The organism is Marinobacter sp. THAF197a (assembly GCF_009363275.1).
Classification (GTDB): Bacteria; Pseudomonadota; Gammaproteobacteria; order Pseudomonadales; family Oleiphilaceae; genus Marinobacter.
Genome location: NZ_CP045324.1, coordinates 1,456,144 through 1,481,194, shown reverse-complemented (window position 1 = coordinate 1,481,194; position 25,051 = coordinate 1,456,144). Strand labels below are relative to the sequence as shown.

Annotated in this window: 26 protein-coding genes; 8 read left to right on the top strand and 18 right to left on the bottom strand. The window is 59.4% G+C overall.

The features are described 5' to 3' along the window. The first annotated feature begins 74 nt into the window (after nt 1–74). The 6 genes from FIV08_RS06840 to FIV08_RS06815 are packed head-to-tail and all read left to right on the top strand — an operon-like array spanning nt 75 to nt 7,004. The gene (locus tag FIV08_RS06840) at nt 75–1,037 is read left to right on the top strand and encodes an AAA family ATPase (RefSeq protein WP_152437785.1); all 963 of its coding nucleotides are present in this window, start codon (nt 75–77) and stop codon (nt 1,035–1,037) included. A 32-nt stretch (nt 1,038–1,069) separates the two neighbouring features. Further along, nucleotides 1,070–2,008, top strand: coding sequence for a DUF58 domain-containing protein (locus FIV08_RS06835; protein ID WP_152437784.1), 939 nt, complete (start codon nt 1,070–1,072; stop codon nt 2,006–2,008). Beyond that, entirely contained in the window at nt 2,005–2,472 is a 468-nt protein-coding gene (locus FIV08_RS06830; RefSeq protein WP_152437783.1) for a DUF4381 domain-containing protein, read from the top strand. The genes FIV08_RS06835 and FIV08_RS06830 overlap by 4 nt, the downstream gene beginning before the upstream one ends. Beyond that, complete coding sequence (locus tag FIV08_RS06825) at nt 2,469–3,488, top strand: vWA domain-containing protein (RefSeq protein WP_152437782.1); 1,020 nt, start codon at nt 2,469–2,471, stop codon at nt 3,486–3,488. Before FIV08_RS06830 ends, FIV08_RS06825 begins: the two co-directional genes overlap by 4 nt. Further along, nucleotides 3,481–5,283, top strand: coding sequence for a VWA domain-containing protein (locus tag FIV08_RS06820; protein ID WP_152437781.1), 1,803 nt, complete (start codon nt 3,481–3,483; stop codon nt 5,281–5,283). Before FIV08_RS06825 ends, FIV08_RS06820 begins: the two co-directional genes overlap by 8 nt. Beyond that, a complete protein-coding gene (locus FIV08_RS06815; protein WP_152437780.1) occupies nt 5,277–7,004 on the top strand; it encodes a BatD family protein in 1,728 nt (575 codons plus the stop codon). Before FIV08_RS06820 ends, FIV08_RS06815 begins: the two co-directional genes overlap by 7 nt. Before the next feature lie 28 nt (nt 7,005–7,032). On the opposite strand, the gene ccmI is transcribed toward FIV08_RS06815, so the two are convergent. Genes ccmI through ccmA form a run of 9 tightly spaced genes read right to left on the bottom strand, consistent with a single transcriptional unit; the run spans nt 7,033 to nt 14,288 of the window. Continuing rightward, entirely contained in the window at nt 7,033–8,310 is a 1,278-nt protein-coding gene (gene ccmI, locus FIV08_RS06810; protein WP_152437779.1) for a c-type cytochrome biogenesis protein CcmI, read from the bottom strand. 36 nt (nt 8,311–8,346) lie between these two features. After that, complete coding sequence (locus FIV08_RS06805) at nt 8,347–8,820, bottom strand: cytochrome c-type biogenesis protein (protein ID WP_416376918.1); 474 nt, start codon at nt 8,818–8,820, stop codon at nt 8,347–8,349. 8 nt (nt 8,821–8,828) lie between these two features. Then, nucleotides 8,829–9,365: a DsbE family thiol:disulfide interchange protein gene (locus FIV08_RS06800; protein ID WP_152437777.1), complete on the bottom strand. Its 537-nt coding sequence runs from the start codon at nt 9,363–9,365 to the stop codon at nt 8,829–8,831. After that, on the bottom strand, nt 9,362–11,368 hold the full coding sequence (locus FIV08_RS06795) for a heme lyase CcmF/NrfE family subunit (RefSeq protein WP_152437776.1): 2,007 nt from the start codon (nt 11,366–11,368) through the stop codon (nt 9,362–9,364). Before FIV08_RS06795 ends, FIV08_RS06800 begins: the two co-directional genes overlap by 4 nt. 36 nt (nt 11,369–11,404) lie before the next feature. Beyond that, entirely contained in the window at nt 11,405–11,884 is a 480-nt protein-coding gene (gene ccmE / locus FIV08_RS06790) for a cytochrome c maturation protein CcmE (protein WP_152437775.1), read from the bottom strand. A gap of 14 nt (nt 11,885–11,898) precedes the next feature. Further along, entirely contained in the window at nt 11,899–12,135 is a 237-nt protein-coding gene (gene ccmD / locus FIV08_RS06785; protein WP_106695421.1) for a heme exporter protein CcmD, read from the bottom strand. 3 nt (nt 12,136–12,138) lie between these two features. Next, nucleotides 12,139–12,882, bottom strand: a complete 744-nt coding sequence (gene ccmC, locus FIV08_RS06780) for a heme ABC transporter permease CcmC (RefSeq protein ID WP_152437774.1) — start codon at nt 12,880–12,882, stop codon at nt 12,139–12,141. A 52-nt stretch (nt 12,883–12,934) separates the two neighbouring features. Continuing rightward, a complete protein-coding gene (gene ccmB / locus FIV08_RS06775) occupies nt 12,935–13,660 on the bottom strand; it encodes a heme exporter protein CcmB (RefSeq protein WP_152437773.1) in 726 nt (241 codons plus the stop codon). Then, entirely contained in the window at nt 13,653–14,288 is a 636-nt protein-coding gene (ccmA, locus tag FIV08_RS06770) for a cytochrome c biogenesis heme-transporting ATPase CcmA (RefSeq protein WP_152437772.1), read from the bottom strand. Before ccmA ends, ccmB begins: the two co-directional genes overlap by 8 nt. 135 nt (nt 14,289–14,423) lie before the next feature. Here ccmA and FIV08_RS06765 point away from each other — a divergent pair, with 135 nt between their 5' ends. Both FIV08_RS06765 and FIV08_RS06760 read left to right on the top strand, forming a co-directional pair. Continuing rightward, a complete protein-coding gene (locus tag FIV08_RS06765; RefSeq protein ID WP_228715506.1) occupies nt 14,424–15,821 on the top strand; it encodes a flagellar hook-length control protein FliK in 1,398 nt (465 codons plus the stop codon). Next, on the top strand, nt 15,818–16,135 hold the full coding sequence (locus FIV08_RS06760) for an EscU/YscU/HrcU family type III secretion system export apparatus switch protein (RefSeq protein ID WP_152437771.1): 318 nt from the start codon (nt 15,818–15,820) through the stop codon (nt 16,133–16,135). Before FIV08_RS06765 ends, FIV08_RS06760 begins: the two co-directional genes overlap by 4 nt. Here the strand turns inward: FIV08_RS06760 and FIV08_RS06755 are convergent. The 9 genes from FIV08_RS06755 to FIV08_RS06715 form a co-directional block, all read right to left on the bottom strand. Beyond that, complete coding sequence (locus FIV08_RS06755) at nt 16,121–17,224, bottom strand: ATP-binding protein (RefSeq protein WP_152437770.1); 1,104 nt, start codon at nt 17,222–17,224, stop codon at nt 16,121–16,123. The two genes, FIV08_RS06760 and FIV08_RS06755, sit on opposite strands and share 15 nt — an antisense overlap. Continuing rightward, nucleotides 17,221–19,500, bottom strand: coding sequence for an ATPase, T2SS/T4P/T4SS family (locus tag FIV08_RS06750; protein WP_152437769.1), 2,280 nt, complete (start codon nt 19,498–19,500; stop codon nt 17,221–17,223). Before FIV08_RS06750 ends, FIV08_RS06755 begins: the two co-directional genes overlap by 4 nt. A 26-nt stretch (nt 19,501–19,526) precedes the next feature. Next, nucleotides 19,527–19,919 (bottom strand): DUF2802 domain-containing protein, encoded by a 393-nt coding sequence (locus FIV08_RS06745; RefSeq protein ID WP_152437768.1) that lies wholly within the window; start codon nt 19,917–19,919, stop codon nt 19,527–19,529. A 65-nt stretch (nt 19,920–19,984) separates the two neighbouring features. Further along, on the bottom strand, nt 19,985–20,473 hold the full coding sequence (locus tag FIV08_RS06740) for a chemotaxis protein CheW (RefSeq protein WP_072677648.1): 489 nt from the start codon (nt 20,471–20,473) through the stop codon (nt 19,985–19,987). Between the two features lie 153 nt (nt 20,474–20,626). Further along, the gene (locus FIV08_RS06735) at nt 20,627–21,346 is read right to left on the bottom strand and encodes a chemotaxis protein CheW (RefSeq protein WP_152437767.1); all 720 of its coding nucleotides are present in this window, start codon (nt 21,344–21,346) and stop codon (nt 20,627–20,629) included. Further along, complete coding sequence (locus FIV08_RS06730) at nt 21,339–22,136, bottom strand: ParA family protein (protein WP_061331822.1); 798 nt, start codon at nt 22,134–22,136, stop codon at nt 21,339–21,341. Before FIV08_RS06730 ends, FIV08_RS06735 begins: the two co-directional genes overlap by 8 nt. A 187-nt stretch (nt 22,137–22,323) precedes the next feature. Next, nucleotides 22,324–23,106 carry a flagellar motor protein MotD gene (gene motD / locus FIV08_RS06725; protein WP_152437766.1) on the bottom strand — a complete coding sequence of 261 codons (783 nt, stop codon included), beginning with the start codon at nt 23,104–23,106 and terminating at the stop codon, nt 22,324–22,326. A 17-nt stretch (nt 23,107–23,123) separates the two neighbouring features. Further along, entirely contained in the window at nt 23,124–23,864 is a 741-nt protein-coding gene (locus FIV08_RS06720) for a flagellar motor protein (protein ID WP_061331820.1), read from the bottom strand. Next, complete coding sequence (locus FIV08_RS06715; protein ID WP_152437765.1) at nt 23,864–25,024, bottom strand: protein-glutamate methylesterase/protein-glutamine glutaminase; 1,161 nt, start codon at nt 25,022–25,024, stop codon at nt 23,864–23,866. Before FIV08_RS06715 ends, FIV08_RS06720 begins: the two co-directional genes overlap by 1 nt. Nucleotides 25,025–25,051 lie beyond the last annotated feature (27 nt).

The window sequence follows — 25,051 nt, the reverse complement described above, 5'->3', positions numbered from 1 at the left end:
AACTGCGGCAACTACTTACGCAGAATTTCGTCCCGCGCCCGCTGGACTATCAAGAACCAAGAGCAAAGAATTTCATGTCGTTACAGCAAACGTTTGGTGACCTCCGTGAGCAACTGGCAAAACGCATCATCGGCCAGGAGAAACTGGTAGACCGGCTGCTGATTGCCTTGCTGGCTGATGGCCATTTACTGGTGGAAGGCGCCCCCGGCCTGGCCAAAACCACCGCCGTAAAAGCACTCTCCGACCACCTTGAGGGTGATTTCCACCGTATCCAGTTCACCCCGGATCTACTGCCCTCCGACGTCACAGGCAGCGAGATCTATCGGGCTGAGACGGGCCTGTTCGAGTTCCAGCGCGGGCCCATCTTTCACAACCTGGTACTGGCCGATGAAATCAACCGCGCACCAGCCAAGGTTCAGTCCGCCCTGCTGGAAGCCATGGGTGAGCGCCAGATCAGTGTTGGCATGCAAACCTTCGCATTACCCAAACTGTTCATGGTGATGGCCACCCAGAACCCGATCGAGCAGGAAGGCACCTACCCGCTGCCGGAAGCCCAACTCGACCGTTTCCTGATGCATGTGGTGATTCACTACCCGTCTGCCGATGCCGAGAGACAGATTCTGCACCTTGCTCGCAGCGACTACCGTCAGGGAATCCCGAACGTAGACATTCGTCTAACAGAGGATCAGGTGATGTCTGCACGCCAGGCGGTATCGGACATCTACATGGCAGAACCGGTCGAGCAGTACCTGTTAGCCCTGATTCTTGCCACCCGGGATGCCGCCAGCCTGGACCCGGAACTGGCCCGCTGGACCGCGTTCGGCGCCAGCCCCCGCGGCACCATTGCGCTGGACCGCTGCGCCCGCGCCCTGGCCTGGCTGGACGGCAGGGATTACGTCACACCAGACGATGTTCGGACCATGGCCTTTGATGTGCTTCGGCACCGGATTTTGCTGACCTTTGAAGCCGAGGCTGAAGGCATGACCGCAGACACCGTGCTCCAGAGACTGATTGACCAGGTTCCGGTGACAGCCTGAAGTTACCTGCAGCAGGAGGCAGTAACGACAGCATGGTTAACGCAATTCCCGCCACCCACATCACCTTGCAAGAGCTGGTGCGGCTCCAGGCTGACGCCCGGGCACTGAAGCTGCCTTCGGCACGGCCGGTGCGGTCCCGCCAGTCTGGCCTCCGGCAATCTCGCCAGCGAGGCCGTGGAATGACCTTTTCCGAAGTTCGTCAGTATCAGCCCGGGGACGACATCCGGAGTATCGACTGGCGGGTAACCGCCCGGCGTCAGGCTCCCCATACCAAACTGTACGAAGAAGAACGGGAGCGACCGGTTCTGTTGATCGCTGACCTGGGCCCAACCCTGTTTTTCGCCAGTGCCGGCGCCTATAAGCAGGTACGTTGTGCCCAGCTCACAGCATTGCTCTCCTGGCTGGCGTTGTGGGCCGGCGACCAGGTAGGTGGGCTGGTGTTCAACAGCGAGAAACTGGAAGTACTGCGCCCGGCACGGCGTCAGAAGTCGGTACTGCGCCTGCTGGACCAGCTGGCCGGCCTGCAGCACCGGTCGGACTCACCGCCCGCCCCGTCCGCCGCTAACGAACACCGGCTTGATACCGCACTGGCAGAGGCCCGCCGGGTGGCCCATACCGGCAGTCGGATTTTTGTGATCAGCGATTTCATGACGGTAACAGACACAACAACCAGCCTGTTGGGCGCACTGGCCAGGCACAACAGCGTCAGCGCCATCCGTATTCTTGACCCTCTGGAAAATGAGTTACCAACTAGCGGGCGTTTCGCCGTTGCAGGCCCGGATGGCCCCATCTGGTTCGACGCCTCCAACCCGGCCTTCCAGAGGGCATGGCGCGAAAAAGTAGCCACCCATGAACAGCAACTGGGCGACTGCTTCCGCACCTCCGGGGTGCAGGCAGCCACGGTGTTGACTCAACAGGAACCTGCCGCCGCACTGCGTATCTTGCTGGGTCCGGGAGGTCGTATCGGATGAACGAACAGGATCCACTGGCCCAACTACGGGATATCCACCTTCCGGACACGGGCGGAATCTGGCCGCCGGCACCTGGCTGGTGGCTTCTGGCGATGCTATGCGCCGCTGGCCTTGTGGCCGCGGTGATTCTTTGGCGCCGACAACGCCGACATACAGCATGGCGCCGTGAAGCCCGTCGTCTGATGGCCGATCTTGAAGCCCGTGCCAGCAAAACCCCGGACTGGTTCAGTGAACTCAATGCATTGCTGAAGCGGGTGGCGCGGCGGAGCCACCCCGGACAGAATCCGCAAGCCATGTCTGGCGAGCAGTGGATCGCCTTTTTGCTGGCAACCGCGCCGAGCAACCGGATTGCCTCTCGGCCAGTGGTGGAAGCCATGGTGATCAGCACCTGGCAACCCAACCCAACGGCCAACCCACATCAGGCGCTGGATTTCGCCACCCTATGGCTGGAGGCGCAGTTATGATGAGCCTAGCCTACCCCTGGCTTCTGTTACTGGCGTTGCTACCGGCACTGCTGATGGTCCGCCGGCATGGCAAGCAGGCTGGCGACGCACCGGTGATTCCTGTCGGCCATTGGCTTTCCGGGTTGCCCGGCGTCAGCAGCAGTGGTCAGGCAACACCGCGATGGCGGCAGCTACTGTTGTTGCTGGCCTGGCTGTGTCTGGTTGTGGCCATCGCCAGGCCCCAGCATGTTGGCGAGCAGATCCAGATGCCGGTCAGTGGTCGCGACCTGATGCTGGTGGTGGACATCTCCCCGAGTATGGATGAGAAAGACATGGTCCTGCACGGTCGTGGCATCGATCGGCTGGAGGCGGTAAAACGAGTACTCGATGAGTTTATTGACCACCGGGAGGGTGACCGGCTCGGGCTTATCCTGTTCGGTACTGAACCCTATGTGCAGGCTCCCCTGACCTTTGACCGGGAAACCGTACGCACCTTGTTGCATGAATCCGGCATAGGCATGGCCGGAAGGGCCACCGCCATCGGCGATGCCATCGGACTGTCAGTCAAACGACTGCGTGACCGACCCCAGGACCAACGGGTGGTGGTAATGCTGACAGACGGCGCCAACACAGCTGGCCAGATTACGCCGGACAAAGCCACCGAGATTGCCCAGGCAGCCGGAGTCAGAGTCTATACCGTCGGCATCGGAGCGGATTCCATGGTCCAGCGAGGACTGCTGGGAACCCGACGGGTCAACCCCTCCCGCGACCTGGACGAAGACCTGCTGACCCGAATGGCCGAGATGACCGGCGGGCGATACTTCCGGGCCCGCAGCTTGCCGGAACTCGAAATGATCTACGACAGCATCAACCAACTGGAGCCCATTGAACAGGAGGGGCAATTCTATCGCCCCGTCACCGAACTCTATGTCTGGCCTGCCAGCGCAGCGATTGGCTTATGGCTTATCCTCTTGGCAACACGGTTGGGCGCGGGTCTAAGGCGCAAGGCGGATAATCAGGAGGCAGACCATGGCTGATTTTCACCTGATCCGCCCACTTTGGCTACTGCTGGCGCTGACCATTCCCCTGCTTTACCTGATGCGCCATCGGCTCCGGCAAGGCGTTACTGGCTGGGAGCAATACATCCCGCCAGCGCTGCTGAACCCATTGATCCGTCGCCAGGGCCAGCAACCCGGAGCCCGGACCATCTCTCCCCTGCTGCCACTCAGCCTCGGCATCCTCGCCCTGTCGATAGCACTTTCAGGCCCCAGTTGGCGCCAGGCACCAACGCCGTTGAAACAGCCCGAAGACAGCCTGGTGATTGTATTGGACCTGTCGTTATCCATGTTGGCCACGGATGTTGAACCAGACCGTCTGACTCTGGCCAAGCGCAAGATCCGGGACATCCTTGGTGTCCGGGAAGGAGGCCTGACCGGCCTGTTGGTCTATTCCGGTGATGCCCATGTCGTGACCCCTCTGACCGAAGATCGCCGCACCATCGAGGCCATGCTCAACGTGCTGGAGCCAACCATTATGCCCGCCCAGGGCAACCGGGCTGACCTCGGAATCAGGCGCGCTGTTGAGCTGTTGGAACAGGGGGCGCCGGGCCAAGGTCGGATTCTGCTCATTACTGATGACGTACCGGCCCGCCACCACAGCGATATCCGCGCCCGGTTGCAAGGCACTCCTTACAGCCTGAATACCCTGGCAGTGGGCTCCCGGGAGGGTGGTCCCATTCCCCTGGCCAAACGAGGCTTCATCAGGGATAACGGAAATATTGTCATCACCCGGGCCGATCCGGACAGCCTTGCCAGACTGGCCCGGGAAAACCGTGGTTTCAGCCACGAATTGACTCTGGGTGACACCGACATCCGGCAACTGCGATTGCAACCCGAGGTTAGTGATGCCTGGTCCCGGGGAGAGGATGGTATGACCGTTAACCGCTGGCAGGATGATGGTTATTGGTTGTTGTGGCTTGCACTGCCCCTGTTACTGCTGGGCTGGAGAAAAGGGGCGTTTGCCGTCTGCGCACTGGCCATACTGCCCCTGGCCCTGACTCCCCGCCCGGCCATGGCATTTGACTGGGGCGGGTTCTGGCAGCGAGAGGACCAGAGAGGTCCGGAGTTGATCGAGCAGAACCCGGCACGGGCCGCTGATCTACTCCAGAAACCAGGCTGGCGGGGCTCCGCCCTGTACCGCGATGGAAGATTCGATGACGCCGCCCAGGCCTTTGCAGACCAACCTGGCGCCGCTGGCCATTACAACCGTGGCAATGCCCTGGCCCGGGCCGGGCAACTGAAGCAGGCTCTCGACGCCTACCAAGAAGCCCTGAATGATCAGCCCGACTTCGAAGATGCCCGGGCCAACCATGAACTGATCAAACAGTTGTTGGAACAACAGCAGGACTCAAGTTCGCAAAACGGTGATCAGAGCCAGGATAATCAGGACCAGCAAGACAGTTCCGGTGACCAGAGCCAGGATTCACAGCAGGGCGAAGGTTCAGAATCGGAACAGAACGATCAGGGCAATGACCCAGGCCAATCCCGGCAGCCAGATGCTGATCAGCCCGATGACACCGATCACAGCGATGGCGAGCCCGAACCGGACACAGCCGAGGGCGACCCGCAGGAACCGTCCGAGAACACAGAGCAGGACACCGGCGAGCAAACCGCCGAGGCACCGGCAGCCATCTCCGAACAGCCGCTCACCCAGGGCCAGGAACAGTGGCTCAGGCGCGTACCCGACAACCCCGGCGGACTGCTGCAGCGCAAATTCCTGCAGCAACACCAACAACGTCAGACCACAGCGGACGAGGGCGACACACCATGGTAAAACGCTTTCTCACAACCATCAGCCATCTTGGGCTACTCGTTTTGCTGATAGCCGCCCCGGCCCTGGCAGACACCCTATCGGTGGAGCCAGATCGCACCCGACTGTATCAGGGGGAAGTGCTTACCTTGACGGTCAAAGGCTCGATGAAAATCGACATCAACCTGAACAACCTGTTCAACTTCGATCTGTCTCAGCTGCCATCACCGGATATCGAGAAAGTCGAACCGGATTTCGAGATTCTTGCGCGGAATCAGCGCTACAGCGTGCAAACGGTCAACAATGAAATGGTCGGCGAGATCACCTGGACCTACCAGCTGGCCCCCACCCGCACCGGCACCCTGACTATCCCTGAGCTGACTTTCAAGGACGCCAGCTCATCCCCGGTCACGGTCGAGGTAACCGACGGCACCCCGCCCAATCAACCCGCCGCTGCCAGGGACAGCTTTATCGAGCTGGCAGCGGATAAAGCCGAAGTGTATGTTCAGGAACAACTGGTACTGACTATCCAGCTGTTCTTCTCGGGAAACCTGATACGGGGCGAGCTGTCGGAACCCGAACATCCCGATGCAATCATTGAGCCCCTGGGCAAACAACGGGAATACTCTCGCTATCGCGACGGGGTTCGCTACCGGGTGGTAGAGCGACGCTATGCCATTTTCCCGCAACAACCGGGCGAACTGACGCTGTCCCCGATCCGTTTTGAAGGGCAAGCCCGTGACGCCTCCGGCCAGCTCCGCTTTCTGCGAGACCGCCAGGAGCTCTTTGACGTGCGGGTGAAGCCGGTACCCGAAAGCTATCCCGCCAATCAAACCTGGCTGCCAGCCAGCCAACTGAACCTGACCGATGAAGGACTGCCACCCTCCGGTGAACTTCAGGCGGGCGCCAACCTGAACCGAAAACTGACACTGGAAGCCGTTGGCCTGCCGTCCGAAGCCCTGCCGGCACTGCCCCAGGCGGTACCCGATGCCATCCGCAGTTACCCGGAACAGCCACTGAGAAACACGGAAACCACCACAGACGGCCTGCGCTCTACCCTGCAGCAGGTCTCTGCCCTGGTGCCGGTACAATCCGGCGAAGCCGTGCTGCCCGCAATCCGTATCCCCTGGTGGAACACCCAGACCGACGAGCTCGAATATGCGGAATTGCCACCACGCCATTACGCCATCGCCGGTGGAAGCGCCGTGGTCGCCGCGCCCTTATCGGAGTCCGGACCAACGCCGGACTCGCTGCCGGAGGCAACCGTGACGATGCCATCTGGCGCGGCCGGGGTGTCACCCTGGTTCATCTCCAGCCTCGTTCTGGCAGTCTTGTGGCTGGCCACGGCAGGATTGTGGTGGTATTCCCGCAAGCGGAATACACCAGCACATCACGAGAGTCATCCGGAGGATGCAAGCGAACAACAGGCTTTCGCCACGCTCAAGGCGGCCATTGATGGCCTCTCAGCCCAGACCACCGGGCTCATGGTGAAATGGACAAGACTGCGATTTCCCGGTCAGGGTTTCGTCACTGTGGAGGATGTCATCGACTTTAGCGGGGACCCGGGCCTGGCGAAAGCGGTCGGGCGATTTCAGGAAAGGCTGTTCTCCAATCATTCACCATCCCATGGCGACCTGGTGACCAAAGAGCTGACCAGATGCCTGGAAGACCTGAGAAACCGTCAGGTGGCCCCGACCGACACAGCAGGTTTGCCGCCACTGTATCCGGCCGGCCTGTCACAATGACGGGGCCGGCCGCAGAGGATCCGAAGAATCAGTTGGTGAGTTCCTGATTGATCACCAGCTGAACGGGCTCACCTTGGGCATCCGATGACAGCACCTGGGCCTCTACCCTGCCCTGCCAGTCTCCTGGCTGCGGATTGACACTGCCGCTGCGACTGAGGCGCGCAATAATCACCACGTCCTGCTCGGCGGAAATGGTGGTTTCCGGTGACATCGCATAGCGATCATCCAGCCGGATATCTGCAGGCAAGGCACCGGCGGTCAGGCGGGCAACCGCCACCGGTACCCCCTGGCTGGTGCCCGCTGACCGGGCAAAAATGAACAATGCAGTATCGGCAGGTACCTGGTCCTGCAGCTCCTTATCCAGGGACACCCGCAGAGATACGCCCGGGCCAATGGCCGCCTCCGGTTCGGAGGCTTGCTCTGACGCCGGGGATTGCTGGCCCATGCGGCGATAGGACTCGTCAATGCCACCGCGAATTGATGCAATCTGTGGGTGATCCGGCGCCACCTCGACAATCCGCTCCCAGTAATCAATCGCCGCCTGATAATCCTGCCGACTGAACGCGCTGATGCCAAGCAATCCCAAAGAGTTCACTTCGTCCGGGTTGAGCGATTGCGCCGCCTCAATAGATTCCCGTACCTCCGGAGTCAGCTCACCCTGGGTAGTGAAGAAAAGTGCCTGTGCGGCAAGACCATGGGCGACTGCGCTGGATGCCGGGTCTTCGTCAACAACCGACGCCAACCGCTGGAACGCTCGGGCCGCATCTTCATAGCGTTCGATCCGCATGTAGGTCTGGCCCAGCATCGCCCAACCGTCAGCATTGTCCGGATTGGCCTCCAGTCGGGTGCGCAACTGCTCGGCCAGTTCGGATACCCGGGCCACCTGCTCACCATCAGACGCGCTCATCTCCTGCATAGTCAGGTACTGCTCAAGCTGCTCCATGGCTCCCCAGCGATCATAGGCCAGAAACGTACCCGCAGGCAGCAACAGGACTGTTGCCAAGCCCACCACCATCGCACTTCTGCGCCCCGGAATGCGTTTCTCCGGCACCGCATTCTCCGGCACGTCATCCAGCATGGCACCGGCCAGCTCGTCTTTGAGCAGTTCATAGGTTTCGTCATCGAGAATACCCGCCTCATGCTCATTATCCAGCTCTTTCAGCCGGCTGCGATAGGCAAGCAGATTCTGGTTTCTCAGATCGGTTTCCAGTCTTGCTTTCGAACGATGAAAAAAGACCGGGTACAGTACAAACGCCAAAGCCAGGAGAATGAGTACCGTTGCGGCAATCCAGAATGTTTCGGTCATGGAGATATCATCACAGTTGAAAATGTATTACCGGAATCAGCTACGTGACGACTGATCCTTGTCAGCCAGCATCTGTTCGACTCGTGCTTTTTCCTCCGGGCTCAGTGGCGGCTCGTTCGAATCCCGCCTCCGGGACCTGAGCACCACACCCGCGACAATCAGCAGGCCACCAAACACCGCAATGGCAGGAAATGCCCAAAGTATGATGGTTCGACGATCAACCGGCGGTTTGTATTTGACGAACTCACCGAAGCGATCAACCAGTGAGCCAACAATCTCGTCATTGGTGGCACCAGCCTGCATCATCAGGTAAACCTGGTCACGCATATCCTTGGAGATAGGCGCATTGGAATCCGCTATGTTCTGGTTCTGGCATTTGGGGCAACGCAATTCAGCAATCAGGTTTCTGAAGCGCTGCTCCTCAGCCTGAGTGTCAAAATCGTAGAATTCCGGCGCATCGGCAGATACTGGGAGTGCAAACGCCAACAGCATCACCAGAATCAACGGCATAGAACGCATCAGCTATTCCCCCTGGCCTGGTTGACCACAGGCAGCAGAATTTCTTCCCACACCCGCTCATTGACCACGCCCACATGGCGGTAACGAACCACGCCCTGAGCGTCGATCACGAAGGTTTCGGGGGCGCCGTACACCCCCAGATCGAAGCCAAGGCTACCCCGTGGATCGAAAATGATGGTGTGATAGGGATCACCCAGGCGGCCGAGAAAACGGAAGGCATTTTCTTTCTGGTCCTTGTAGTTCAACCCGATAATACGAACGCCCTTCTCATTCGCCAGCCACATCAGGTCCTCATGCTCGTCCCAGCATGCCGGGCACCATTCTGCCCAGACGTTGAGCAACGAAACCTCGCCCTGAAACAGGGACTGGTCCAGCATTTCCCCGGGCTCCCGAAGGTTCTCCAGGTTGAATTCCGGTACCGGTTTGCCGATCAGGGCCGACTCCAGTTCCGAGGGATCCTTGCCAATGCCGGAGGCCAGCAAGATTCCCACCACCAGGGCAACCACCAGGGGCATGAAGAGCATTACCCGTCTCATGCGTTGGCCCCCGCAGGCTTACTGCCCGCAGCGCCGGTTTCACCAGTCGATGCGGGGTCTTTGGCCTCTGAGCGGACCCGAATGCGGTACCGCTTGTCCGAAATGGCCAGGAAGCCGCCGATGGCCATTACCAACGAGCCAAGCCACAACCAGCGAACCAGAGGCTTGTACTGAAGGCGGATGGCCCAGGCTTCATCGCTGATGCGCTCACCGATGGCAATAAAGACATCGCGGAACAGGCCGGCGTCGATTGCCGCCTCGGTCATCACACTCATGCCCACCGGGTAATGACGCTTTTCGGGGTGCAGGCTGGCAACCTGCTTGCCATCCAGGAACACATCGAACTCACCATACTCAGCCCTGAAGTTTGGCCCCTGGCGCTCACCGATGTAGTTGAACACCACGGTGTAGTCGCCGACCTCAGCGGAACCACCTGGCACCATGCGTACATCCCGCTCGATGCCATAGTTGGACACCACGGTGGCCCCTGCAATGACCATTGCCAGGCCAAGGTGCCCGAAGACCATGCCGTAATAGCTGCGGGACTGGCGCTTCAGACCGTGCCAGCGGCCGTTCTTCGATGCTGATTTATCCCAGAGGTCCCAAACCGTTGCCATGGTCACCCAAACCGCGGTGAACACACCGGCAAAAGCCCAGGGGGCAAAGCTGCCATACACCAGCATAACGGCGGTGGTCGCCAATACACTGACCGCCAGGGGCCAGAGCAGCTTACGGGCCAACCAGCCACCGTCGGTGCGCTTCCAGCGTGAGAAGATCCCGGCGCCCAACAACAGGCCTGTGGCCACAGCCATAGGGCTAAACGTGGCGTTGAAGAACGGTTCACCGATCGACAGCTTGCCCAGGTTCAGGTAATCCAGAACCAGCGGGTACAGGGTACCGATCGCCACCAGCATGGTTGCCGCTACCAGCAACACGTTATTCAACAGCAGAAAGATTTCCCGTGACAGTGAGCCATAGCGGGAGCGAACGTGCACCACCGGTGCCCGGAAGGCATAGAGAGTCAGACTGGCAACCACGGTGATGCCCAGCAAGGCCAGCAGGAACGTACCCCGCTCGGGATCATTGGCAAAGGAATGGACCGAAGTCAGCACACCGGAGCGGACCAGGAAAGCACCCAGCAAGCTCAGCGAGAAGGTTACGATGGCCAGAAGCACGGTCCAGCTTTTGAACACGCCGCGCTTTTCGGTGACCGCCAGCGAATGCATCAGCGCCGTGCCGGACAACCAGGGTAGCAGAGAGGCATTTTCAACCGGGTCCCAGAACCACCAGCCGCCCCAGCCAAGCTCGTAATAGGCCCACCAGCTTCCCAATGCGATCCCCAGGGTCAGGAACGCCCAGGCCACCGTGGTCCACGGGCGGGACCAGCGGGCCCAGGCGGCATCCAGCTTACCGTTTATCAGTGCCGCGATGGCAAAGGCAAAAGCAACGGAGAAGCCCACATATCCCATATACAGCATGGGCGGGTGAAGAATCAGACCAATATCCTGCAGCAACGGGTTAAGATCGCTGCCATCAGCCGGAATGTTCGGCAAAAGTCGGTCAAACGGATTGGAGGTAACGATAATGAACAGGAAGAACCCGACACAGATCATGCCCATCACCGACAATACCTGAGACACCATGGTAGACGGCAACTTCCGGCTGAATACCGCAACGGCCAGTGTCCAGCCCGCCAGCATCAGAATCCACAGCAGCAGGGAGCCCTCATGCCCACCCCAAACCGCACTGAACTTGTAGTACCAGGGCAACATGCTGTTGCTGTTGTTGGCGACATAGGCAACCGAGAAGTCATCCACCATGAACGCATGGGTCAAAACGGCAAAAGCCAGGCCGGTAAAAACAAACATACCGGTCGACAGAGGGCGGGCAAACGCCTGCAGGCTGTCACGGCCAGTCAATGCCCCGGCTAACGGGACAACAGAAAGGAGTACTGCCAGCAGCAGCGCGATAATAAGTGCAAGCTGTCCGAGTTCCGGATACATCGGGTTCCTCCAGCAACAGGGGGTCGGAGTCGTTGATTAGTAAGCGGTGGATTCCGCGGCTTTCTCTACGTCGGCAGCCTGGTGCCTGCCTTTCGAAGCCCGTTCCAGGGCCTCGGCTACTTCCGGCGGCATATAGGTCTCATCGTGCTTGGCCAGCACCTGGTCAGCAACAAACCGGCCATCCGCGTTGAGCCGCCCCATGGCAACAACGCCCTGACCTTCAGCAAACAGGTCCGGCAGGATACCCACATACTCCATGGCCACGGAGGCGGAGTAATCAGTTACCCGGAATTCCACCTTCAAGCTCTCCGGATCACGCACCACGCTGCCCTCTTCGACCATGCCGCCAGCCCGTATGCGGACATCCACCGGCGCCTTGCCATCAGCGATTTCACTTGGGTCGTAGAACAGATTGATATTCTGACGCAAAGCATAGGTAGTCAGGCCAACGGCGATGGCAAGCCCGGCCACCAGGAACAGCACAATGGTCAGTCGCTTTTTACGAATCGGATGCATGAATTACCTGCTCTTCAGTCTTGGGGAATTTCAACTCGGGTAAAGCTTGCCGCTGCTTTGCCCGTTGCCTTGGCAGATGCCCGGCTTTCTGTGTCATGTCTGCGCTGGCAATCTTCCAGGGCCGATTGATTTCGTTTCACCGACCAGATCATCAAGCCGGCAAGCAGAACGGCAAAGACCGCATAACATACCCATACGTAGGGTCCGTGGCCTTCCATCGCAATAAATGCTGAGAACGAATCAAACGCCATCGGTCATTTCCTTCCTGCCAGTACCATGTCTTTTACCCACCGGGTTCTCTGCTCGCGGATCAGAATCTCGGTCTTCATCCGGATACAGGCCAACCAGCCAAACAGCAGGTACAGCCCCAGAACGGAAAGCAACAAAGGCACCCACATTTCCATGGGCATGGAGGGCTTTTCGGTCAGTTTGAACGTGGCGGGCTGATGGAGTGTATTCCACCAGTCTACGGAGTATTTGATAATCGGGATATTCACTACCCCCACCAGAACCAGGACGGCGACGGCGCGGGCGGCAGATTTTTCATCGTTGATCGCCCGGTCCAGGGCAATAACACCGCCATAAAGGAACAGCAGTATCAGCATCGAGGTGAGCCTGGCATCCCACACCCACCAGGTTCCCCAGGTTGGCTTACCCCAAACCGCACCGGTAAACAGGGACAGAAAGGTAAAGATCAGGCCAACCGGCGCAATGGCTTTGACAAACACATCCGCCAGCTTCATGCGCCAGACCAGGGTCACGACAGCCGCGACCGCCATGGAAATGTAGATGGACTGAGCCAGGAAGGCACTGGGCACGTGGATGAAGATAATCCGGTAGCTATTGCCCTGCAGGTAATCCTTGGGTGCAAACGCCAGGCCCCAAATCAGCCCCGCTGCCAGCAGGAGCAAGCCACCGGCCAGGAGCCAGGGCATAAACCGGGTCGCAATCCCGAAAAACCACTTGGGGGAACCCAATTTGTGAAACCATTGCCACATCAGTTGGTCACCGTCTTACTGTTCATTTTGCCAGCGGGCGCACCCGGGGCGTTTAACTGTTGGACATGCTTATCCGCAACGCTGCCGCGGACGCGAACGGGGCCAGCGTCAGGGCCAGCACCAGAAATGCCCCCATCAGGGCCAGGTAGCCGGCGACCGGCGCACCCTCAGCCGCTGCCGCCACCGTGCCGGTACCGAAAATCAGCACGGGAATGTACAGCGGAATAATCAGTAATGACAAGAGCACGCCCGCAGAGCGTAGGCCCAGCGTCAACGCAGCACCAATGGAGCCGATCAGGCTGAGTACCGGCGTACCGATCAGCAGCGTTAGACATAGAATTGCAACAGAGTTCCCGTCCAGGTGCACCATAACGCCCAAAACCGGGGTCAGCACCACCAGCGGCAGGCCGGTAAGCATCCAGTGCGCCAGTGTTTTTGCCAGGATGAGCAGGAAAAGAGGCTGTGGCTGCAACACCAGTTGCTCCAGGGTACCGTCATCAAAGTCGTGCCGGAACAGATGATCAAGGGACAGCAACACCGACAACAACGCTGCCACCCAGAGAATGCCCGCTCCAGACTGTTTCAGAAACCCTATCTCGGGGCTGACGCCCAGGGGAAACAGGGTGACAACCATGACGAAAAACAACAGAGGATTAAGCAAATCCTGCCGCTGCCGGAATGCAACCCGGACGTCACGAGCAAATACCGCCACCATGGCACTGAGCGGCCCAACGCCCTGTTCCACCGGTTTTATCAAAGGGTGAGCCGGGCTATTCATCACACTGCCCCCCACCCAAGGTAATACGCCCCATCCCCTCAACCTGAAGGTCATGATGAGTGGTAACCAGAATGGCGCCACCCTCGGCCGCTCGCTGCCTGAGCAGGGTTTCAATGGCCTGAACGCCATCCGCGTCGATGGCAGTAAATACTTCGTCCAGCAACCACAGGGGTTCGTCAGCAATCAGCAACCGGGCCAGCGCGACCCGGCGCTGCTGACCTGCCGAGAGGTTGCGACAGGGAACATGTTCATAGCCCGCCAGGCCAGTGCCGGCCAGGGCCTGGGCCAACACCTCGTCATTGACCGGGCGACGGCCCGCCATCAGTGCCCGCAGGTTTTCCATCGGCGTCAGCAATGGTTTGATACCAGGCCGATGGCCCAGGTACAGGGTGTTTCGGTGAAACGACTCGCGATCATGCCCCCGGGGTTGCCCGCACCACAGAATGTCTCCAGACCAGGCATCATTCAAACCCGCGAGAATACGTAGCAGAGTGGTTTTACCTGAGCCATTGGGGCCCTCGACACGGGTGAGCGTACCGGGCACTATGGAGAAAGACAGGTTTTGGAACAACAGGCGCTCATCCCGTTCACACTCGAGATCAACCGCCTGTAGTAACGGCTCGGACATCGTGGCCCCGTTTCAGGACGAAGGATGCGCAGCAGGCATCGGGTGCATGGATGAAGGTCACGCAGGTACCAACATGAAATCACGGCATTCACAGCCAGCGCGGCGTATTATAACGAAAGCGTTACCGGAATACTCTTGCCCGACATCAAATCCATGACAATGAAGCTGAACGGCGGACAACCTCCAGTCAAAACACCGGACGCGCCAGCGGCCCGGGGCTCCTCCGGGCAGGCTACCCCTGAACTTCGGGACGGTGCAACGTCTGTGCCCCGGGCAGACCCGCTCAAATCTGCACAGCAGCAGCTAATGCAACTCCGGCTCAGCAATAATGAAACCGCCCTGGCCCGTGTGGCCGACATTATTCAACAGAAAGGTGGTGGCCATGAGCTGCTTCTGGAGTTGCGTGGCCGTGCCCTGGCGGTGTCGACCGGCCCGGATTCCGCAGGCCTGTCCGCAGGCGATCTGATCAAGGTGATGCGGGCCGGCAACGAGCTGCGACTGCTTGGCAAACTGGCCCCGGGCCCAGATGCCAGTATTGCGCGGGCACTGGCCCAGAGGCTGCCCTGGCAACAGAATTTGCAGGCCGGGCTCGGGCAACTGCTGCAAAGTCTGACCAGTGGATTGAAGCCTGCGCTACAACTTGGCCAACCACCGGCCGGAAATGCCACCCAGCCCTTGCCTGCCCTGGCCCAGCAACAACTGCAGAACCTGCTTGCCAGCCTGCCCCGCTCGGATGCCCTGGCACCCGGCGTGGGCAAGACCGATGGTATTGCCCAACAGGTCCGGCAATGGCTAACCGAAAGTGGTGTTTTCGCAGAATCCAGGTTGTTGCATTCCAGCCCGGCCCAGGGTTCGCCGACCGATCTGAAGCTGGCCCTGGCTCGGGTTGCAGATGCACTCCTGGCTGCACAGGGCCAGGGGCCTGAACACTTCAATCGGCTGACACCGCTTGCCAGCCACGACCTGGTTCAATCACCTCTGCAATTCCCGAATACCACTGGCCCCTCATCAACCAGCACGGCCGAACCGCTGTCGGTGGCACAGGCCCTGCGCCTGCTGGCCGGCATGCTGAACCGGATTACCGTCAATCAGCTCCATAGCCAGGTGCTTACTGCCAGGGCCGGTGCCGAACCCGGCACACCCACCAACACGCTACTGATCGAATTGCCCTGGCTGACGCCGCATCAGGAACCACGAATGGCTCAACTGCGGCTGGAACAATATGAAAGGGACGAGGCGTCTGCCAAAGCCACCGGTCATGCCACTGTCAGCGAATGGCGGCTGGCGCTGTCCATGGATCTGGACGAAGCCGGGCCGCTTCACTTCGACGTTTCTTTCCGGTATCCATCGGTCAGTGCACAGGTGTGGGCGGAAAAGCAGAGCACCCTGCGCCAGGTACACGAAGAACTGCCGCTGCTTCGGCAGAGCCTGACCGACCTGGGGCTGGAGGTAAAAGACCTGGATTGCCGGCGCGGCAGCCCCCAGCGCACACAAACCCGACTGGAACACCGACTGGTGGACACCAAGGCATGAAGAACAAACAGACTGACACAGCCATACCGGCAGCCGTCGCCCTGAAATACGATGGCGAGCGGGCACCGGTTATCGCAGCAACCGGGACCTGGGAACTGGCGGAAGAGATTATCCGCATCGCCAGGGAGCACGACGTGCCGCTGTATGAAAATGCCGAGTTGGCCAGCATTCTCGCCAGACTGTCGTTGAACGAGGAAATCCCGGAAGAGCTTTACCGGGTGATTGCGGAAATACTCGCTTTCGCGTTTCACATTCGGGGCCGGACGCCCGGAGACGCCCGGCCAATCGGGGGCAGCGCTTCAGTTAATCAGTGAGCGCAGGGCCCAGGCCTGCTGCCAATGATCCCCTTTGCGGGGCGCCACTGCGGTCTCGAAATAGTGCTTTAGGCGCCGCCGGTCTTCCGGCTGATCCTTGAGTGCGGAACCAATGATATGGTGCATCAGGTGCTCCACGGTCATGGCTCCGCCACCGTAGTACCAGGCATTCAGGCTGGCCGCGTGGGCCACCGAGACAGCTTCGGCGGTTGAAAGGGCGGCGCCCGCCAGGCGGTCGGTGCTTCGTCCATCCAGGGTCTGGCCGTTGCGCAATTCGTGAAACAGCGTCACCAACACCTCAACCACTGGCTCATCCAGCGCCACCTCGACACCGGCACGCCGATTCGCCTTGGCCACCTCACGAAGGACTACGTCCATTTCATCAGCCAGGTGGCGGATAGGCCGGATTTCTTCGAAATCCATCCGGCGCTTGAGGGCGGCACTCATACTATGCACGCCCTCATCGATGCTGTTCGAGGTAGCCACCAGATTGAACCCTTCCCGAGCCAGGATGACCCCTTCCTCCCCGGCCAGTTCCGGAATCACCACAACCCGGTCAGACAATACCGACAGTATGGCGTCCTGCAACGACTGAGGGCAGCGGGCGATTTCTTCGAAGCGAACCAGGCGCCCTTCCATCATGCCCCGTAGCAATGGTGTTGGCACCAGGGCGTTCAGGGTTGGTCCTTCACTGTGCAGAATCGCTTCGTTCCAGCTGTACAACAGCTGGCTAACCTGACTGATGGCACCGCCCTGAAGCGTCAACGTGGAGTTACCGGAAATGGCTGCCGCCAACAGCTCAGATAGCCAGGACTTGGCCGTTCCCGGCTCACCAACCAGCAAGCAACCACGGCTGGTGCACAGGGAAATAATAATACGGACCACGACACCACGATCGGCAACGAACTTGCGCTCGATGCCCAGCGTCTCATCGCCCAGCAGGAATTTTTCCACTCCACGGGGAGACATTTGCCAGCCAGGCGGAATAGGGCCCAGGTCCATGGCGATCAGTTTTTCGAGCTCTTCCCGGTAGGTCACCTCGGCCGGTTCCCGCTGGGCAGAGCGGGCTGCTTGTTTGTACTGTTTCATCCGATACTCCTGCGACCGCCGCGAACTTCCGGTGCCATTCGCTCTCTCGGTATGATGCGAGGCAACTCCGACAACGGGATGATCCCCTCAATAACGTGATCCAGCGCGCTGTCCCGCATGGTTACCAGACCGGCATCCAGTGCCCGCCAACGCAGCTCACCGATAGGTGGCTGGCTGGAGATGGCGTTCCGGATATCGGATTCCACTTCCATATACTCAATAATGGCCACCCGCCCCTGGGTGCCACGGCCGTTGCATTTGTCGCAGCCTTTACCCTCGAAACAGCGGAAGTCCGCAGGGGCGCCATCCGGGAACACCTCGGCCATAATGGCAGGGTCCGGTTTGGCCGGCTTGCGGCAATGTTTGCAGATGCGCTTGGCCAAGCGCTGGGCAATCACCGCCAGCAGCTCGCCGGCAATGGAGTTGGGGTGTACCCCAAGATCGTAAAGACGCTGGAGTGAATCTACGGCATCATTACAGTGCAGCGTCGACAACACCACATGCCCGGTCTGGGAGGCTCGAATAGCTTCCAGAGCCGTCTCCTGGTCACGGATTTCGCCCACCAGAATGACATCCGGGTCTTCACGCACAAACGCTCGCATGGCATCGGCGAAGCTGAAACCAATGTCCGCACGCACGCGGGTTTGCTGGATGTTCTCGATGGAATACTCGATGGGATCTTCCACCGTGATCACCTTACGGCGGCCGTCATCGGCAAGGGTCTGCAAGCCGGCATACAGGGTTGTGGATTTACCCGAACCAGTCGGGCCGACCACCAGCACCAGGCCCGCCGGGTTATCCAGCAACCGTTGGTAGCGGCTGCCAATGGCCGGAGACATGCCGAGCTCGGCGATGGTCATGGCCCGCCCGGTCTGGGGCAATAAGCGAATGACGGCATTTTCGCCATGCAGCGATGGCTGGGTCTGGATTCTGAGGTCGTAGGACGTGTTACCCAGCTGCAATCGGGAACGCCCGCCCTGGGGCAAACGGTGTTCGGCAATATTGAGTTCGGCCCGCAGTTTGATCACATTGATCACACCCCGGATTTCACGGGCAGATAACTGATACTGCGGCAAGTCGCGCAACTCTCCATCCACCCGTAACCGGATTCGAACCCGGTTTTCGTACTGCTCAATGTGAATATCGCTGGCTTTCTCACTGACCGCATCCAGAAGGATGGCCTCATACACCGATACCAGATAGGGGCTGATATTCCGGTTGTTACCCTTATCCTCACCCAGCAAGTCCCGGGAGCGTTCATTCTCGTTTTCCGGAACGGTCTTGCCGTGCTCTGCGACAAACCGGCTGCCTTTGACGGTCAAATCCAGTGCTGACCAGATCCTTCGGAAATCGGTAGGCGTGACCAGCAGGCAGGTGATCCGATGCCTGGGTGTCAGGCGCTCGAGTTGATCGGTGTGGGCGTCAGGGTCATCGGTGACCACCGTCAGGCTACCGTCTTCCTCTGCCACCGGGATCATCCGGGAAAGATCGAGGAAGGTACGGGAGAACCGTCTGAACAGCTCGGTTTGCAGGCTACCGAGCACTTCGTCAGCATCCGTGAAGGTCATTCCCCGTTGTTGGGCCAGGGACCGGTAAAGATCAATCTCTTCCAGGTTCAGCTTGCGCCGGACCACGTCCAGAATGCGTTCGTTCTTCCCGGCCGCTTCCGCCCGGGCCTGCGCCAGAACCGCTTCGTCCACAATCCCCAGATCAATCAGGATCTGTTCGGCATTGCGATTGAAATCCACCCAGCCCAGGGTTCGAACCCGCTCAATTCGTGTGCCACTGCGCTGAAACATGGCCAGGCTTGGCACCGGGCCTGCCCGGCCTTCCAGGCACACCAGTTTTCCACCATCCCGCAAAACGGTCACCATCGCCGCCGGCTCGGGAATAAAGGTGGTGCACAGGATCAGGTCACATAGCTCGTCGGTTGTTATCCCATTACCCGCGTCAGCAACCAGCACCTCGACGTTGTGCTTACCTCCGAGGGTGAAACGCTCTCTGGCCTTCTCGGCAACAACCGGATTGCGATCAACGTAAAGAACACGGTAGGCAAGTTCAGCGAGCACGGCGGTGAGGTAGCCCGACCCGCCGCCAATGTGCATAACCACGTGATCCGGCTCTATTTCCGGGCAAAGTGCCAGCAGATGTTCAACGGTTTCTTCTTTGGGAATGGAATGGCCAGTAATCGAGGGGCCAATATCAACACCGGAGACGAACGCCCGCCGGTCTACAGCATTGAGAGCCTCGGCGGCTCTCGGGTAGAGTTTCTTCATTCAGCAGCGCCTGTGACAGCTTTGGATCAGGCCGCCTGACGTTTCTTCAGTGCTGACACCAGTTCGGCCTCGGGGCGGGATATTCCGCACGTATTCATAAGATCGTCGATATCTGCACCAAGATCAACCAGGCGCGCTGCTTCGTCGTAGGAAATTCTCAGTGGGTCGTTCTGGCGCATTTCATCCAGGGCGTTACGCAATTCGTGCAGTTGCCTTTCGCAGGCCACCAGGCGCTGGCCGACGCCCATGCTACCGCTGGTCGTAGCGTGCAATTCACGGCCCAGGGTGTCGCATCGCTGTTTTGTTGAAGCTCGCAATGCGCTGATCTGACGCCCGTGGATGACACCCTGAACCAGGACCAGGACAATCGCGACTGCAGTCAGGCCCCAGGGGAGCCAGGAAGGAATGGTATAACTCATGACAGACGTCTCCCTTGTGTGTCACCACGGAAGACGTCCATCGGGAGCGCTGGAAGGAGATGCCCTTACAGCGATGCGATTTCAGCCCACTCGTGGTCTGACAACATTTTGTCGAACTCGACGAGAATAATCAGCTCGCCATTCTTGTTGCACACGCCCTGGATAAACTTGGCACTTTCCTCGTTACCCACGTTCGGTGCGGTTTCAATTTCACTGGCCTTGAGATAGACCACTTCCGCCACTGAATCCACCAGAATACCCATGACCTGGCTGGAGGATTCCATCACTACAATCCGCGTGGCATCCGTCACTTCTGCGTCCGCCAGGCCGAAGCGCCGACGGGTGTCAATAACCGTAACCACGTTGCCCCGCAGGTTGATGATGCCCAGCACGTAATCCGGGGCACCCGGTACCGGAGCAATCTCGGTATACCGCAGTACTTCCTGGATCTGCATCACGTTGATGCCATAGGTCTCATCATCCAGGCGGAAGGTCACGTACTGCAGTACCTGATCATCCTGGGCCTGATTTACTTGTCCGCTCGGGGATGCCATAGCGCTCTCTCCTTCTCGGCTGCCCGGCGGGCAACCTGATCGTCAAAAATTCATCATCAGTGCCCAATACTATAGTTAAGGGCACAAACCGTGCCAGCCTTGCACGGTTTCTTTCAGTAACCAATTTGTACAGTTTCCGCCTGTGCGGTCACCTCAGCTCAGATCCAGATGGTGCTCCCGCTCGGCCCTCACCAACAGGTGAGCCATGGTTCTGACATCAATCAACGCGCACATGTGATCAATCACGGTTCCCGCCAGCCAGGGCCGCTTGCTCCGTGCGGTGCGCCAGCGCACCTCATCGGGCTTGAGGGTGAACGACTGGGCAACATCGTCACAGGCCAACCCCCAATCGCTGTCATCCAGACGGATCACAAACCGATAATTATCACGGGCACCGGCTGGAACCCGCCCCGCCATAATCCACTCGGCGGTGTCTACCACCCGCAGGTTATGATCCCGGTCCGGGCGAATACCCATATACCAACGGGGGCTGCCGGGAATTGGCCGGATTTCCTCTTCAATTCGATGAATGGCTCCAAGCAGCACCAGAGGCACCGCGAGCTGCAGCCCCGCCACGGTAAAAATCAGGCACTCAAACGGCCCATGGGACCAATCTGGCCGGGTTGGCGGCTCGGGCGGCGCCTTCTCGATAACCGGGGCAGGCTCCGATTTTACTATCTCGGCAGGTTTTACTATCTCCGCCGGTTTTTCCCGGACTCTGGTTCTGGCTTCGTTCTTCGGTTCCGGTGCCGGCTGAACCTGTTCAGGCTCTTGCACCTGGGCGCTGCTGGTTGCCGTATGCAGAAGTTCGTCGAGGTAGCTGGCGATCGCCGCATCGGGCGTGGCCAGCTGTGCCATTTTTTTGTCAGCCATGCCGCCGCTCCTTCGCGGTAGCGGTTAACGCCAGAACATCGTCAAGCAGATGCCGGTAGGCTCGAACGCCATGGGTGTCTGCATCCAGTGCCGATGGAATAACACCGGCCTGGCTGGCATCCCGGAACTTGGTGTCCACCGGAATGGCAAAACGCCAGAGCTTGTCGCCGTAGGTTTTACGCAACAGATTCAGGCTCTTCACTGAGGCCTGGGTACGGCGATCATAGAGCGTGGGCACAATGGTGTACGCCAATTCGTTCTTCTGGGAACGCATGATCATTTGCAGGGTGTGCAGCATGCGCTCCAGGCCCTTGATCGCCAGAAACTCGGTCTGTACCGGAATGATCAGATGCTGGGCCGCCGCCAGGGCATTGACCATCAGCACGCCCAACGACGGGGTGTTGTCCAGAATCACGTAATCAAAGTCATCCCAGAGTTGCGCCAGGGCCCGGGAAACAATCAACCCCATCCCCTCCACGCCAATCATCCGACGCTCAAGGGTGGCCAGGGCTGTGCTGGCCGGCAGCAACGACAGATTCGGACAACTGGTCTCGGTAATCAGCTGGGCAGGCAGGCCTTCCGGCACCTTGCCCTGGTGCTGGAACAGATCGAATACGCTGTGCGCCAGCGAATCGGGGTCATACCCGAACCAGCTGGTCAGAGAGCCATGGGGGTCAAGGTCGACCACCAGCACGCGTTTGCCGCGTTCGGCCAACAACCCGCCCAGGGCTACCACCGAGGTTGTCTTACCTACACCACCTTTTTGATTGGCTACAGCCCAGATTCGCACTCTTGTTACTCCAGTTTGGCTATGCCCGACAGAAATACCGGCCGCTACTGACCATATCGGCACGCGGACCCGAAACTTGACTGTCCGCTGTCCGTTTTACGCGGCAAGCCTTTGCCGATCCGGATGATAAAAAGACTGTAATACAGGAAGCGTGCCAGTTCGGCCATACGCATCTGCCACCGACAGATCAGCGAACGGCACCACGAATACTGGCGTCTCGGGAAATCAGAAGTACAACCCGGCGATTACGCCGCCGCCCTTCCTCGGTATCGTTTCTCGCCACCGGCTGGTACTGGCCGTAACCAACCGCGGCCAGGCGTTCGGGTTCTACACCTTCCATCATCAACATACGAGCCACGGCCGATGCCCTGGCGCTGGAAAGCTCCCAGTTGGATGGAAACCGGCTGGTTCTTATTGGCTGGTTATCGGTAAACCCTTCCACCTTGACCGCGTTATCGCGGTTGCGAAGCACTGTCGCGATCTTTTCGATGACCTGGAACGCATCGTAGTGAGGTTCGGCGTCGCCACTACTGAACAGCATGCTGTTTGGCAGGTTTAGCTCCAGCCAGTGTTCATTGGTTTCCAGGCTGACCACGCCCTGACTGATCAGTTCATCAAACTCCATAGTCAGTTGATCTGCCATGGTTCTGAGGGCTTGTGTGCGGCTCTCGGCATCCAGTTGAGGATTGCGAGGGGCTTCGGTGACTGGCGGGGGAATGACGTCTTCTGGTGAACTGGTCCGTACCCGCAGTGGCTGGTCGCCCACCTGGACCGGCTGCACCGAGCGCTGGGGTGCGTTAAACACGCCTGTCAGGGTTTCGGACAGAACTTTGTATTTGCCCTCGTTAACCGAAGACACCGAGTACATGACGACAAAAAAAGCGAACAGAAGCGTGATGAAATCCGCGTAGGAAATCAGCCAACGCTCTTTGTTGTGCAGGTCATCCTGGGGTTGTCTGCGCCGACGCATAGGCTATTCCGTCCTGATTACTGCAGGAAGCCCCGCAGCCTCAGTTCAATGGATTTCGGGTTCTCACCCTCAGCGATGGCGATGATGCCATCGATCATCATGTCTTCGTAGCGGGTACGTTCCTTGACGATACTTCGCAACTTGTTGGCGACAGGGAAAAACAGCAGATTAGCCAGGGCCACGCCGTAGATGGTGGCTACGAACGCGGTGGCAATGCCGCTGCCCAGGGACTGCGGGTCTTCAAGGTTGGTCATTACCTGTATCAGGCCCATGACCGCCCCGATGATACCGATCGTCGGCGAATAACCACCCATGGCTTCGTAGATACGCGCCGCCTCAAGATCCCGCTGTTCACGGGATTCCAGATCCACTTCCATAATGCTGCGGATGGCTTCCGGCTCAGCGCCGTCAACCAGCAACTGCAGCCCTTTGCGGGCAAATTTCTCCGGCTCTCGCTCTGCCAGACCCTCAAGGCCCAGCAAACCCTGCTTACGAGCCTTGACGCTCCAATCGATGACCTTGCCAATACCATCTTCCAGGCTGATGTAGGGCGGCACAAACACCCAGCGAATCTGCGCCATGGCACGCTTGAGCATCGGCCAGGAGGTTTGCAGAATGGTGGCCGCCAGTGTGCCCCCAACCACGATCAGCCCGGCAGGCCCATTGAACAGGGAGCCGACGGCACCACCTTCGAGCAGATTGCCACCCAGGATGGCTACAAAGGCAAGGATGATGCCCAGCAGGCTCAGAATATCCATCAGCTCACGCCTTCAACCAGCCGGGGGCCCACTTCATCAAGCGGCAGGATTTCGTCACTCAATCCGGCCTTGGCGACGGCCATGGGCATGCCGTAGATCACCGAGGATTTCTCGTCCTGGGACCAGACCACCGAACCGGACTGCTTCATCATCCGGCAGCCTTCCTTACCGTCTGCTCCCATTCCCGTCAGGATGACGCCCAGGGTTTTTCCCGGGAAGCTGCGGGCAAGAGAACCGAAAGTGACATCCACACAGGGTTTGTAGTTCAGCCGTTCGTCACCCGGCAGGATCCTGACTCTCGCCTGACCGCCACGATTTTCGATCATCATTTGCTTGCCGCCGGGCGCCAACAGGGCATGACCAGGCTTCAGGATATCGCCATCCTCTGCCTGCTTGACCTGAATACGGCAAAGTTTGTTCAGGCGCTCGGCAAAAGCCGGGGTAAAACTGGCAGGCATGTGCTGCACCAGCACAATGGGAGCCGGGAACGACGCCGGCAGTGCGGTCAAGACCTTCTGCAGCGCCACCGGTCCTCCTGTGGAAGTGCCAATTGCAACCACGCTGTAGTGTCTTGGTGCGGCTTTTCGGGAGGGCCGCCTTGGCGTTTCCGGCTCGCGGGTCGGCTCTGGCTGGACCGGGGCTGAGCGGTCGCGGGTTACCGGTCTGGCGGGCCGCTCTGGAGGCTGCGGGGCAGCCGGGCGCGAAACCCCGGGACGCGGCGCTGCCGGGCGCGCAACCGGAGCCGCAGAACGACCGCTGGGCTTGCTGCCGGCCACGTCAAGAATCCGATCGATGAGGATTTTCTGAAGTTGGCTGGTATCCCGGGCAATTTCCTCGAAGTTCTTGGGCAGGAAGTCCACTGCCCCGGCTTCAAGGGCATCCAGAGTAACCCGCGCGCCCTCATACGTCAGAGAGGAGAACATCAATACCGGGGTCGGGTGCTTTTTCATGATTTCACGAACCGCCGAAATGCCATCCATCACAGGCATTTCGTAGTCCATGGTAATCACATCAGGGCGCAGCTTTTCGGCCAGCTCCACCCCTTCACGGCCATTGGTTGCCGCACCAACAACCTCGATCTGCCCCGAGGCCGTGAGGATTTCCGTCAGCCGTTTGCGAAAGAACCCTGAATCATCAACGACCAGGACAGAAACTGTCATCCATTTCTCCTAAACAATCCTGCATGT

Excerpts from the sequence above, each read along its gene's own strand:
- FIV08_RS06835 (WP_152437784.1), top strand. The coding sequence starts at position 1,070 with ATGGTTAACGCAATTCCCGCCACCCACATCACCTTGCAAGAGCTGGTG.
- FIV08_RS06735 (WP_152437767.1), bottom strand. The coding sequence starts at position 21,346 with ATGGCTGACAAAAAAATGGCACAGCTGGCCACGCCCGATGCGGCGATC.
- FIV08_RS06800 (WP_152437777.1), bottom strand. The coding sequence starts at position 9,365 with ATGAGACGGGTAATGCTCTTCATGCCCCTGGTGGTTGCCCTGGTGGTG.
- FIV08_RS06795 (WP_152437776.1), bottom strand. The coding sequence starts at position 11,368 with ATGTATCCGGAACTCGGACAGCTTGCACTTATTATCGCGCTGCTGCTG.
- FIV08_RS06715 (WP_152437765.1), bottom strand. The coding sequence starts at position 25,024 with ATGACAGTTTCTGTCCTGGTCGTTGATGATTCAGGGTTCTTTCGCAAA.
- ccmE (WP_152437775.1), bottom strand. The coding sequence starts at position 11,884 with ATGCATCCGATTCGTAAAAAGCGACTGACCATTGTGCTGTTCCTGGTG.
- FIV08_RS06740 (WP_072677648.1), bottom strand. The coding sequence starts at position 20,473 with ATGGCATCCCCGAGCGGACAAGTAAATCAGGCCCAGGATGATCAGGTA.
- ccmC (WP_152437774.1), bottom strand. The coding sequence starts at position 12,882 with ATGTGGCAATGGTTTCACAAATTGGGTTCCCCCAAGTGGTTTTTCGGG.
- FIV08_RS06720 (WP_061331820.1), bottom strand. The coding sequence starts at position 23,864 with ATGGATATTCTGAGCCTGCTGGGCATCATCCTTGCCTTTGTAGCCATC.
- FIV08_RS06815 (WP_152437780.1), top strand. The coding sequence starts at position 5,277 with ATGGTAAAACGCTTTCTCACAACCATCAGCCATCTTGGGCTACTCGTT.
- FIV08_RS06825 (WP_152437782.1), top strand. The coding sequence starts at position 2,469 with ATGATGAGCCTAGCCTACCCCTGGCTTCTGTTACTGGCGTTGCTACCG.
- FIV08_RS06745 (WP_152437768.1), bottom strand. The coding sequence starts at position 19,919 with ATGAGTTATACCATTCCTTCCTGGCTCCCCTGGGGCCTGACTGCAGTC.
- ccmB (WP_152437773.1), bottom strand. The coding sequence starts at position 13,660 with ATGAATAGCCCGGCTCACCCTTTGATAAAACCGGTGGAACAGGGCGTT.
- ccmA (WP_152437772.1), bottom strand. The coding sequence starts at position 14,288 with ATGTCCGAGCCGTTACTACAGGCGGTTGATCTCGAGTGTGAACGGGAT.
- FIV08_RS06750 (WP_152437769.1), bottom strand. The coding sequence starts at position 19,500 with ATGAAGAAACTCTACCCGAGAGCCGCCGAGGCTCTCAATGCTGTAGAC.
- motD (WP_152437766.1), bottom strand. The coding sequence starts at position 23,106 with ATGCGTCGGCGCAGACAACCCCAGGATGACCTGCACAACAAAGAGCGT.
- ccmI (WP_152437779.1), bottom strand. The coding sequence starts at position 8,310 with ATGACCGAAACATTCTGGATTGCCGCAACGGTACTCATTCTCCTGGCT.
- FIV08_RS06840 (WP_152437785.1), top strand. The coding sequence starts at position 75 with ATGTCGTTACAGCAAACGTTTGGTGACCTCCGTGAGCAACTGGCAAAA.
- FIV08_RS06830 (WP_152437783.1), top strand. The coding sequence starts at position 2,005 with ATGAACGAACAGGATCCACTGGCCCAACTACGGGATATCCACCTTCCG.
- FIV08_RS06760 (WP_152437771.1), top strand. The coding sequence starts at position 15,818 with ATGAAGAACAAACAGACTGACACAGCCATACCGGCAGCCGTCGCCCTG.
- FIV08_RS06755 (WP_152437770.1), bottom strand. The coding sequence starts at position 17,224 with ATGAAACAGTACAAACAAGCAGCCCGCTCTGCCCAGCGGGAACCGGCC.
- ccmD (WP_106695421.1), bottom strand. The coding sequence starts at position 12,135 with ATGGCGTTTGATTCGTTCTCAGCATTTATTGCGATGGAAGGCCACGGA.
- FIV08_RS06805 (WP_416376918.1), bottom strand. The coding sequence starts at position 8,820 with ATGCCGTTGATTCTGGTGATGCTGTTGGCGTTTGCACTCCCAGTATCT.
- FIV08_RS06820 (WP_152437781.1), top strand. The coding sequence starts at position 3,481 with ATGGCTGATTTTCACCTGATCCGCCCACTTTGGCTACTGCTGGCGCTG.